This is a genomic window from Paenirhodobacter sp., assembly GCF_041916475.1.
Lineage (GTDB): Bacteria > Pseudomonadota > Alphaproteobacteria > Rhodobacterales > Rhodobacteraceae > Rhodobacter.
In genome coordinates this window covers 1-10,345 of sequence record NZ_JAYRZN010000066.1, presented here as the reverse complement: position 1 = coordinate 10,345, position 10,345 = coordinate 1, and the positions used below count along the sequence as shown (strand labels likewise).

12 protein-coding genes and 1 tRNA gene are annotated in these 10,345 nt (G+C 64.6%); 4 read left to right on the top strand and 9 right to left on the bottom strand.

The genetic code is table 11. The annotated features are described in order from the left end of the window. Positions 1 to 609 precede the first annotated feature (609 nt). Positions 610 to 1,326, top strand: coding sequence for a phage regulatory protein/antirepressor Ant (locus tag ACOMG5_RS17035; RefSeq protein WP_420344983.1), 717 nt, complete (start codon positions 610 to 612; stop codon positions 1,324 to 1,326). A gap of 42 nt (positions 1,327 to 1,368) precedes the next feature. On the opposite strand, the gene ACOMG5_RS17030 is transcribed toward ACOMG5_RS17035, so the two are convergent. From ACOMG5_RS17030 to ACOMG5_RS16990, 9 genes are all read right to left on the bottom strand, one after another. Further along, entirely contained in the window at positions 1,369 to 2,757 is a 1,389-nt protein-coding gene (locus ACOMG5_RS17030) for a tyrosine-type recombinase/integrase (RefSeq protein WP_420344982.1), read from the bottom strand. Positions 2,758 to 2,843: 86 nt separating this feature from the next. After that, positions 2,844 to 2,919: transfer RNA gene (locus ACOMG5_RS17025), tRNA-Phe, on the bottom strand. Positions 2,920 to 3,129: 210 nt separating this feature from the next. Further along, positions 3,130 to 4,092 carry a bile acid:sodium symporter family protein gene (locus ACOMG5_RS17020; RefSeq protein WP_420344981.1) on the bottom strand — a complete coding sequence of 321 codons (963 nt, stop codon included), beginning with the start codon at positions 4,090 to 4,092 and terminating at the stop codon, positions 3,130 to 3,132. Positions 4,093 to 4,182: 90 nt separating this feature from the next. Then, a complete protein-coding gene (locus ACOMG5_RS17015) occupies positions 4,183 to 4,902 on the bottom strand; it encodes a sulfate/molybdate ABC transporter ATP-binding protein (protein WP_420344980.1) in 720 nt (239 codons plus the stop codon). Positions 4,903 to 4,912: 10 nt separating this feature from the next. After that, a complete protein-coding gene (cysW, locus tag ACOMG5_RS17010) occupies positions 4,913 to 5,776 on the bottom strand; it encodes a sulfate ABC transporter permease subunit CysW (protein WP_420344979.1) in 864 nt (287 codons plus the stop codon). Beyond that, positions 5,769 to 6,575, bottom strand: coding sequence for a sulfate ABC transporter permease subunit CysT (cysT, locus tag ACOMG5_RS17005; RefSeq protein ID WP_420344978.1), 807 nt, complete (start codon positions 6,573 to 6,575; stop codon positions 5,769 to 5,771). The genes cysW and cysT overlap by 8 nt, the downstream gene beginning before the upstream one ends. A gap of 39 nt (positions 6,576 to 6,614) precedes the next feature. Further along, the gene (locus ACOMG5_RS17000) at positions 6,615 to 7,658 is read right to left on the bottom strand and encodes a sulfate ABC transporter substrate-binding protein (RefSeq protein WP_420344977.1); all 1,044 of its coding nucleotides are present in this window, start codon (positions 7,656 to 7,658) and stop codon (positions 6,615 to 6,617) included. An 86-nt stretch (positions 7,659 to 7,744) separates the two neighbouring features. Continuing rightward, positions 7,745 to 8,002, bottom strand: coding sequence for a hypothetical protein (locus ACOMG5_RS16995; protein ID WP_420344976.1), 258 nt, complete (start codon positions 8,000 to 8,002; stop codon positions 7,745 to 7,747). 198 nt (positions 8,003 to 8,200) lie between these two features. Further along, positions 8,201 to 8,653, bottom strand: a complete 453-nt coding sequence (locus tag ACOMG5_RS16990; protein ID WP_420344975.1) for an RrF2 family transcriptional regulator — start codon at positions 8,651 to 8,653, stop codon at positions 8,201 to 8,203. A 209-nt stretch (positions 8,654 to 8,862) separates the two neighbouring features. On the opposite strand from ACOMG5_RS16990, the gene ACOMG5_RS16985 reads away from it, so the two are divergent. From ACOMG5_RS16985 to ACOMG5_RS16975, 3 genes are all read left to right on the top strand, one after another. Next, entirely contained in the window at positions 8,863 to 9,336 is a 474-nt protein-coding gene (locus ACOMG5_RS16985) for an Lrp/AsnC family transcriptional regulator (protein ID WP_420344974.1), read from the top strand. A 103-nt stretch (positions 9,337 to 9,439) separates the two neighbouring features. Further along, on the top strand, positions 9,440 to 10,030 hold the full coding sequence (locus ACOMG5_RS16980; protein ID WP_420344973.1) for an RBBP9/YdeN family alpha/beta hydrolase: 591 nt from the start codon (positions 9,440 to 9,442) through the stop codon (positions 10,028 to 10,030). Beyond that, positions 10,027 to 10,161: a hypothetical protein gene (locus ACOMG5_RS16975; protein WP_420344972.1), complete on the top strand. Its 135-nt coding sequence runs from the start codon at positions 10,027 to 10,029 to the stop codon at positions 10,159 to 10,161. The genes ACOMG5_RS16980 and ACOMG5_RS16975 overlap by 4 nt, the downstream gene beginning before the upstream one ends. Positions 10,162 to 10,345 lie beyond the last annotated feature (184 nt).

Sequence of the window (10,345 nt, the reverse complement as noted above, 5' to 3'; positions counted from 1 at the left end):
TTCAATAGTCCCATGTGGATCACTCCGTTGCCCCCGCCGCTCACCGCTTTGGGGGAAGGTTCACATGGCTCAGTTCTCAGTGAAAATTATGCGCCCAACCGGCTCAGTTCTGGGTGAAAATCAACACAGAGACCCCAGCGGCCTCGTGGTCGATCCCTTCCACGGCGCACGATAGGACGTCAGGGACTCGCACAGGCCCGCCAAGAGGCCGACTGGTGCCCGCATAGGACACCCACCTGCGCCCAGAGAGTGGCACTCCACGGCTCTCTCCGTGAGTCTCCGGGGGCATGGCCATCGCGCCCCATTCTCCTCCCACCTCCTCCGATTGATCGTCTGGCACGTTACGTCGGCTTCGTTTTTGTCGAGTTATCCCTCGGCTGGCGTGGCGCATGGCAGCGTGATGACCTGTCCGTCAGACGATCATTCCGAGGAGGCGGGGGCTTTCTCCGTCCGGGAGGACACTCCCTCCACCACACCGTTCTTCCGCATGGCGCCCCTGCGCGCCCCATTCGGCTGATCCTTTCCGGCCCTATGGGTGCCCGTGGGAAGGCTGCCGGGGGCGTCATGCCGAGGAACGACCTCGATATTCCCACATCGAAAGGAAATCTGATGAATACCGACAATCTCCCCGCAGCCCCGACCGGCACCGCCGCTGCCGCCATGTCGTCAATGGAAATTGCCGAGATCACCGGCAAGCGCCATGACAACGTGCTGGCCGACATTCGCGCCATGCTGAACGACCTTGGCGTAGCCGCCCTGACTTTTCAGGGCAGCTATATCGGCAAGGACGGAACTGCACGGCCCTGCTACTTCCTGCCCGAGGAAGAAATGCTCACTCTGGTCTCCGGCTACCGGGTGGACCTCCGGCGCGCCATCATCGCCCGCTGGAAGGCCCTTGAGGCTGGCACCGCGACCCCCATGCGGATCGAACTCGCGGACCCCGCCGTTCTCACGGGGGTTCTCGACCACCTTCACGAGAAGGTTGCAGCGCAGAAGGCCCAGCTTGAAGCCCAAGCCCCGAAGGTTGCCGCCTTTGAGCGCCTTTCAGCCTCCGAGGGGGCTTACACGATCACCGACGCGGCACGGGAACTCGGCATGGCCCAGCGCACTTTCTTCAAATGGCTCATCAACAACGGCTGGGTTTTCAGGGAACGGCGCACCAATCGCCCGATCCCGTATGCCGACAAGCGCAAGGATGGGCTGATGGAAGTGGTCGCCTCGACAGTCTGGGTCCACGGGGTCGAGGTTGCGGTGCAATCCACCTACATCACCCGGAAGGGCCTGAACACGATTGCCGAAACCCTCGGCATCAAACTCTGGCCCTGACGGCGAAAGGGGGGTCAATAGTATTGAGACCCTTGGCGGGGCCTACTCCCCGTCCTCCTCCACCCCCATCGCCTTCTTCATCGCCTTCGTGGTCATCCTGAGGTTCGCCAAGCTGCCACCATAGACCCGATCCCCGACGCCCCCGAGGGCATGGCCCAGAATCAGGTTCTGGTCCAGCGATGACACCTCGGCCAGAATGAGTCTGTCCTTCATATTGTGGCGCAGGGAGTGGACAACGTGCTTGGGGTTCTCGGTCACCGCCCGGACATGCTTCATAAGCGCCGCAGAGGCCGCGTCTGGCCCCCTGTCCCGGCCATAGGAGGGGAACACCATGTTGCCGTCACGGGCCAACGCAAGGGCCTCCTTGGCGGCTTCCAGAGCGTCACCTACAAGGGGCACCGAGCGAATTGACGCTTGGGTTTTCACCCTTCGGTTCTCGTGCCAAGTGACGCGGACATGGGGGAACTGAGATGACGTGTCCACATCCTCGACCCGCAACCCCGCCACCTCGGCCAGCCGACACCCGGTCCCTTCCAGCAAACGCCAGATCAGGGCCTCGTCCCCCGCCGATCCGAGCACCCTTGAGCGCTCCTCTTTGAGCACCTCGGGGGGAAGCGGATCGCGGGCATCGGCCTCGCCCCTACCCTTGGTCGCCTCCAATGCCAGCTTATTGAACGGATTCTGGAATGTGTCAGGAAGCCCGAACTCGGCCTTGCCGAAGTTGACCACGGCCTTGATCGTGTTCAATTCCCGCTGGACAGATGCCACGGAAATCTTCTCCCCCGTGGACTTCACCCGATTGAGCATAAGGTCCCGCACCTTGCGCGCATCTTCACGGGTCAGCGAGGCAAGCACGGGGTCACGCCCGAGGGCTTCGGCCACCATGCCGACCACGCGCCCGATCCGGCCCACAACGCGCCCGTCAGCCCGTTCGGCATCGCCTAGCTTCTCTGTAACATACAGCTTCCGGGCGTCGTCCAATGTCGGCTCCGGTGGCCTGTATCGCTCCGGCCCAAGGCGCAGCAGGTTAATTGTCTGGCGCTCCACGGGGGGCACCCCAAGCGGCTCGTAATGGTCCTGAGGGTAGCTGTCCGCGATGCTGTCAGCCGTCAGTGCCAAGGCCTCCTCGGTCGCCCCGGCGGCTATCAGGTCAGCCCGACGACGCAGGGCTTCGGCATAGGCTTCTCGCTCCGAGGCAGTGGGCGAGGATGCGGCGTCAGCAAGGGCCAGCCTCCTCCGGGCCATCTCAATCTCACGCTCCACCTGTGCGTGCACCCTCGGGAACGCTTTCAGGGCCTCCTTCTCGGAATCCCCGAGCTTGGCCTTGAACATCGCCTTTGAGATGACCGAGGCAACGTCCCTCGGAACCCTGCGACGATACTGAAAACTGCCCGATGCGGTGCGCTCGACGTGCTTCAAGACGAGACCCATGTGACCCTAGTGTGCCCCCGAATGTGCACCGGAAGGGACGGTAAGTCACTCATGTTCTTGATATTCTTGCCTTACGATAGGCAAAATGGTGCCCAGAGCCGGAATCGAACCAGCGACACGCGGATTTTCAATCCGCTGCTCTACCAACTGAGCTATCTGGGCACCGTGTCGGAGCGCTTGGCTTCGATCTGATGGGGGTTTACTAATTGACCTCTTCCGGACTGTCCAGAGGCTTTTATGAGATTTCCACGGCCTTTTTGAGACACCGCGCCCTATGGCGGGGCGTAGCGCAGCTTTCCGCGCGCACCCCCTGCCCGAGGCCGCCTGCGGCCCACCCCTGACCCCACGCAAGCCACGGGAAGCGCGGGGCTTTCACCGCTGCGCCGCCCGCGCATAGCGTTGCGCGATCACGGCGCAGGCCATCAGCTGAATCTGGTGGAACAGCATCACCGGCAGCACGATGGCGCCGATCGTCGCCGCGGGGAAAATTGCGTTGGCCATCGGCACGCCGCTCGCGAGGCTCTTCTTCGAGCCACAGAACACGATGCTGATCTCATCCTCCCGCGAAAAGCCGAGCATCCGGCTGCCCCAGGTGGTCAGCGCAAGAACCAGGGCAAGCACCACGATGTCGATCAGGATCACCACGGCAATGTCGGTGAGCGAGAATTCGCGCCAGACCCCGGCCGCCATGGCGTGGCTGAAGGCCAGATAGACCACCATCAGGATCGAGCCGCGGTCCACCGGCATCAGGATCTTCTTGTGCCCCCGGACCCAGGCCCCGATCCAGGGCTGCAGGAGCTGCCCGAGCACGAAGGGCGCCAGCAGCTGCAGCAGGATCTTCTCCACGGCATCGAGCGAGAACCCTGCCCCGCCGCTGACCGAGAACATCACCCCCACGAGCAGCGGCGTCACCACCACGCCGAGGATATTGGACAGCGAGGCCGCGCAGATCGCCGCGGGAACGTTGCCGCCGGCAATGGAAGTGAAGGCGATGGAGCTTTGCACGGTGGAGGGCAGCAGCGTCAGATAGAGCAGCCCGAGATAGAGCGGATGCGGCAAAACGGCCTCGGGCAGCAGCCCGAGCCCGAGCCCGATCACCGGGAAGAAGCCGAAGGTGACCGCGAGGATCAGCAGCTGCAGCCGCCAGTGCAGGATCCCCGCGCGCACGGTGGAGGGCGCAAGCCGGGCGCCGTGCAAGAAGAACAGCAGCGCGATGGCGAGATCGGTCGCCACCGCGAAGATATCGGCAAACCGGCCATGCGCCGGCAGGACGGCGGCCACCCCGACGGTTGCGGCGATCAGCAGCGTGAAGGTGTCGGGCAGGAAACGGCGCATGATGGCTCTCTCCGGGCTGGGTCTCAGCCGGTCATACCCGATCCCGAAGCGGAATACAAAACTATCGTTTGGTATACAAAACCCGCTCACTCAGGCGGTGATGAACTCCCGCACGAAGGGGGTGGCCGGGCGCGCGCGGATATCCGCAGGCTTGCCAACCTGCTCGATCCGCCCCATCGACATCACCACGACGAGATCCGCGAGCTCCATCGCCTCCTCCTGATCGTGGGTGACGAAGATCGTGGTCAGGCCGGTTTCGTCGTGGATGTCGCGCAGGCCCTGGCGCAGTTCCTTGCGCACCTTTGCATCCAGCGCGCCGAAGGGCTCGTCCAGAAGCAGCATCCGCGGCTCGATCGCCAGGGCGCGCGCCAGCGCCACCCGCTGCCGCTGCCCGCCCGACAGCTGCGACGGATAGCGCGCGCCGATCTCGGGCAGCTGGATCAGATCGAGGAGCTTCGCCACACGCCGCGCGATCTCCGCCTTTGGCGGCCTTGTCGCGCGGGGGCGCGCCTTTAGCCCATAGGCGATATTGTCGAACACCGTCATGTGCCGGAACAGCGCGTAGGACTGGAACACGAAGCCCGCGCGGCGCTCCTGCACGCTCAGGCCGGTGGCATCGTGCCCCTCGAACAGGACCCGGCCCGACGTCGGGTATTCGAGCCCGCCCAGGATCCGCAGCAGCGTGGTCTTGCCCGAGCCCGAAGGCCCCAGCAGCGCCACCAGCGCCCCCGACGGAATGGCCAGAGTGACCGGATGCAGCGCGGCCGTGTCGCCGAACTGCTTGGAGATTTCGTCGATCTCGATATGCATGGGCGTTCTCCTAATGGCGGTGCGTTGCGGCGAGTTCATCGGCATGGGTGACATCAAGGGCCGTCTTCAGCAGGAGGGTGACAAGGGCGAGCAGTGTAAGCACGGCGGCCAGACTGAAGGCCGCGACGGAGAGGTATTCGTTGTAGAGCATCTCGATGGTGATCGGCATGGTCGCGGTCTGGCCGCGGATCTTGCCCGAGACCACGGCCACGGCGCCGAATTCGCCCATCGCGCGGGCGTTGCACAGCAGCACGCCATAGAGCAGCGCCCAGCGGATTTTGGGCAGCGTCACCGTGAGGAACACGCGCCATCCGCTGGCGCCCAGCGTCAGCGCGGCTTCCTCCTCGGCCTTGCCCTGCTCGATCATCACCGGGATCAGCTCGCGCGCGATGAAGGGGAAGGTCACGAACATCGTCGCAAGGATGATCCCCGGCAGCGCGAAGACGATCGGCCATCCCTGCGCCACCAGCCAGCCGCCGACGAGCGAATTCGCCCCGAACATCAAGACGATGCACAGCCCCGCCACCACCGGAGAGACGGAGAACGGCAGGTCGATCAGGGTGATCAGGAAGGTCTTGCCGCGGAAATCGAACTTGGTGATGAACCAGGCCGCCGCAATGCCGAAGGCCGCGTTCAGCGGCAGCGATACCGCCGCGATGAGCAGCGTGAGCCGGATCGCGGCCAGCGCGTCGCGGTTGGCGAGGCTGGCCACCGCCGCCGCCCAGCCCTTCGCCAGCGCCTCGGCAAAGACGACGATCATCGGCGCCAGGATCAGCACCGCCACCCCGAGGAGCGAGAGGCCGATCAGCAGCCAGCGCGCCAGCGGCGCTTCCTCGGTCGCGTTGCGAAACCGCATGACAGGGGTGTCAGACATGGCCAATCCTCCGGCGGCTCCAGACCTGGATCAGGTTGATCACCAGCAGCATCGCGAAGCTGATCAGCAGCATCGCGATGCCGATGGCCGCGGCCGCATCGTAGTTGAACTCCTCCAGCTGGATCACGATCAGCAGGGGCGCGATCTCGGTCTTGTTCGGGATATTGCCGGCGATGAAGATCACGCTGCCGTATTCGCCCACCGCGCGGGCCATGGACAGCGCGAAGCCGGTCAGCGCGGCGGGCATCAGCATCGGCAGGATCACATGGCGCAGCGTATGCAGACGCGACGCGCCGAGCGTGGCCGAAGCCTCCTCGACCTCATGCTCGATCTCCTCCACCACCGGCTGCACCGTACGGGTGACGAAGGGGAGCCCCACGAATACCAGCGCAACGAAGATCCCCCATTGCGTATAGGCGATCTTCCAGCCGGCATCGCGCGCGAGTTCGCCGAAGAAGCCGTTGGGCGCATAGAGCGTGGTCAGCGCGATCCCCGCGACCGCAGTGGGCAGCGCGAAGGGCAGATCCACCGCCGCATCCAGGATCCGCCGCCCCGGGAAGCGGTAGCGCACCAGCACCCAGGCCAGGATCATCCCGAACACCAGGTTGAACGCCGCCGCGAACAGCGACAGCCGGAACGAGAGCAACAGCGCGCGCCAGACCCGCTCGCGGTTGATGGTCTGCCAGATGCCGTCAATGCCGAAAGTGGCGCCCTTCAGGAGAAGGGCGCCGATGGGCAGAAGCACGACGAGCGAAAGCATCGTCAGGGTGATCCCCATGGACAGGCCAAGCCCGGGCATGGGGGATCGGTGGATCAGCGGTCTGCCCAAAGGGTCACCTCATTTCGCGGTATAGATCTGGTCGAAGATGCCGCCATCGCCGAAATGCTCGGGCTGAACCTTCTTCCATCCGCCGAGGTCGTCGATGGTGACGAGATCGATCTTCGGGAAGCGGGCCACATCGGCCGGGTCGGCCTTGGAGGTATCCCAGGCGCGGTAATAGTGCTTGAAGGCGATGGCCTGCCCTTCGGGCGAATAGAGATAGTTCAGATAGGCCTCGGCCAGCTTGCGCTGCGCGTCGGATTTGATGTTCGCCTCGACCAGCGCCACCGGCGGCTCCGCGAGGATGCTCACCGAGGGCACGACGATGTCGAACTCATCCTCGCCCAGTTCCTTCTGCGCCAGATAGGCCTCGTTCTCCCAGGCCAGCAGCACATCGCCGATGCCGCGCTGCGCGAAGGTCGTGGTCGCGCCCCGCGCGCCGCTGTCCAGAACCGGCACATGCGCGAACAGCGCGTGCAGGTATTCCTTCGGATCCTTGCCGTTCTTCTCGGCCCAGGCCCAGGCGGCCAGATAGTTCCAGCGCGCGCCGCCGCTGGTCTTCGGGTTCGGGGTAATGACCTCGACGCCGTCCTTGATCAGGTCGCCCCAGTCCTGCAGCCCCTTAGGGTTGCCCTTGCGCACCAGGAAGACGATGGTCGAGGTATAGGGCGAAGCGTTGTGCGGCAGCTTCGCTTGCCAGTCGGCCGGCAGCTTGCCCGCGAAGGCGATCTTGTCGATGTCGGACGCAAGCGCGAGCGTCACCACCTGCGCATCGAGCCCGTCGATCACGGAGCGCGCCTGGCTGCCCGAGCCGCCATGGCTGGTCTCGATCGCAGGCGCTTCATTGCCCTGCGCGGCCCAGTATTTCGCGAAGACCTCGTTGAAATCGCGGTAGAGCTCGCGGGTCGGGTCGTAGCTGACGTTCAGCAGCGCTTCGGCCCGCACCGGCGCAGCCAGCCCGCCAACGGCCAGCGCCGCAATCGTCAAGGCCGAGAGCGCCCCCCGGAGCCACCGGGTGCGCGGCGCGGCATCCTCACTGGGCCGGCGCGAAATGATCTGCATGATGGTCTCCTTCATTCCGGAACCGGCCGCAGCGGCGGCGGCGAAAGACATATGGGATGGCGCAGGGCCGACACTCATCCAGGGCATCAGTGCGCCCCTCCCTGCTGCAGCCGGTCGATTCTCACCTCCCAGACGGAGCGATCACGGCCCTTGAGCAGATCGGCCACCGCCTGATCGGGCTGACGGGTGAAAACGATCACCGGGCTGCCGTTGACCCGGTGGGTCTGGCCGGTGCGCCGGTCCACCAGGCGCACGGCGCAAGACGCCCTGACATCGGTGCCCTTGCCGGGCATCGCGGCACCGGCCTGCCTCAGCCGGGAATCGGCGAATGTGGTCGTGGTCATCGGCCTTCTCCTGTCGCTCAGCGGAGGGGCACCCTGCCCAACCGTCCTTAAATATCGACAGATCGGGTCGAGTATTTCAAAGGAATTCTTTCGCCATTCTTTAGCCCGCGAGGAGAAGATCCTTCTCCAGGAAAAGCAGGCGGCGCCCTCCCGCGAAAGGCCCGTTTCCATGCGATATCAGGGAATTGGGGGCGCGCCTCAGGCGCCTATGACCTGATCGGCCACCGCCGAGGAGCGGCACATGTCCTCAAGCGTGAGTGAGTCGATGATCAGCAGGTAGGACCAGAACACCTCGGCGAACACCTTGCGGATCCGGCAGCTCGCCTCGTCCACGCAATCCTCGCAGCGCTGATAGGAGCGGCGCGACAGGCAGGGCAGCGGCGCGATCGGCCCGTCGATCACCCGCAGCAGCTCCGAGATGGAGATTTCGGAAGGCTTCTTGATCAGGACATATCCGCCGGAGCGGCCGCGAATCGAGGCGATCACGCCTGCGTTGCGCACTTCGAGCAGGATATGCTCCAGAAACCGCTTCGGCGTGCTCGAGCGCTTGGCGATCTCCTCGATCGTCAGGGCTTCGGGCTTTTCCTTTTCGGCCTCATCCGCCAGGACGAGCAGGGCCTTCAGCGCGTATTTCATCTTCTGCGTGATCATCGTCTGACCCTACGCAGAACATATTCGAGAATCAACGTCGACTTGCCACGATTTTCGCGAACAACTTTGCTGCCGACCCGCACAAACCGATGAAAATCCGCGAAAAATCAACGCGCGCTAAATTACGATAAAACAGATAGACATTTGCGTTTTTTACGCCATCCTGATGCCTGTCCCCGCCTGAGGGGCGAACAAGACAGGAGCGGCCCATGGAAACGCTGGACCTTATCGACCGGAAAATCGTCGCGGAACTCATGCGGGACGCCACCCTCCCCATCGCCGCGATCGGCGAAAAGGTGGGCCTGTCGCAGACGCCGTGCTGGAAGCGTATCCAGCGGCTGAACGACAGCGGGGTGCTGACGGCGCGGGTGGCGCTTGCCGATCCCGAGAAGCTCGGTTTCGGGCTGACGGTCTTTGTTGGCATCGAGGCACCGGATCATTCCGCCGAATGGCGCGCGGCCTTCCAGAAGGCGATCGAAAGCCTGCCGCAGATCATGGAATCCTACCGCATGGCCGGGGAGATGGACTATCTGCTGCGCGTGGCCGTGCCCGATATGGCCGCCTTCGACGCGCTGTACAAACGCCTGACCGATGCGGTTCCGATCAAGAACGTAACCTCGCATTTCGCGATGGAGCGGATGAAGTTCACCACCGCCTACCCGGTCGACACCCGCAACCGCTGAGAGAATATTTTTCTCTCTGCCGGATGCAATATGGAAACACGATACACGACTTTCTTGATAGATTTTGCGGGATGACGCCGATGATCCGACGAGGGAGGTGGCGATGACGAAAACCCTGCTGGTCCCCGGGCTGGACGCTTCGCCCGCGCCGCATTGGCAGCACTGGTGGGCGGCAACGGAGCATGATGCGCTGACGGTGGAGCTGCCGCGGCCCTCCGCACCGGCGCCGGCGGCCTGGAAAATCGAGCTGCTCTGCATGATCCTGCGCCACCCGGACAGCATTCTCGTCGGCCATTCTCTGGGCGCCACGCTGATCGCGCGGCTGCTCACCGCGATGCCGCAGCTGCAGGTGCGCGCGGTGCTGCTCGTCGCCCCGGCCGAGACCGAAGGCGCGGCGCGCATCGGTCATTTCGGCCCGATCCCGGAGGCGCGGATCGCGGTCCCGTCCACCGTCGTCGCGAGCCGCAACGACCCCTGGATGAGCTATTCGCGCGCCTCCGCCCTCGCCCGCGCCTGGGGGAGCGATCTCGTCGATCTCGGCTTCTCCGGCCATGTAAACGTCGCCTCGGGGTTCGGCCCCTGGCCCGGCGGCAAGACATTGCGCGACGATCTTCTGCTGCGCTCGGCTCCGTTCCGCCGCTATGCCGGTGCGCCTGAGGGCGCCGCAGCGGCTCTGCAAAGGTATTCCGCATGAAACACGTTTTCCGCTCCTCGAACCCCGGCTTGTCCGATTATGCCTGCCTGGCCGCTCTGGCCGCCGGCTATCTGGCGGCTGTGGCGCTGGTGATCGCGCCGCGCGAAGTTCTTGCGTTCTTCGCGGGCTGATTTTCGCCAGGGCCCAAGCCTTTTTGGCTTTCGCCGAAGGCGCTGCAGGCTTTTCAAGCAGCGCGCCTGTGCCGCCACGGGCAGCCTCGGGAGGCCGTGCGGAGGCACTGAGAATGCGCCCCCGCCTTTTCCAGCCGCTCAGCCCATGCGTTCGGATGCGTAGGATCCGGGGGAGGCCGGGAAG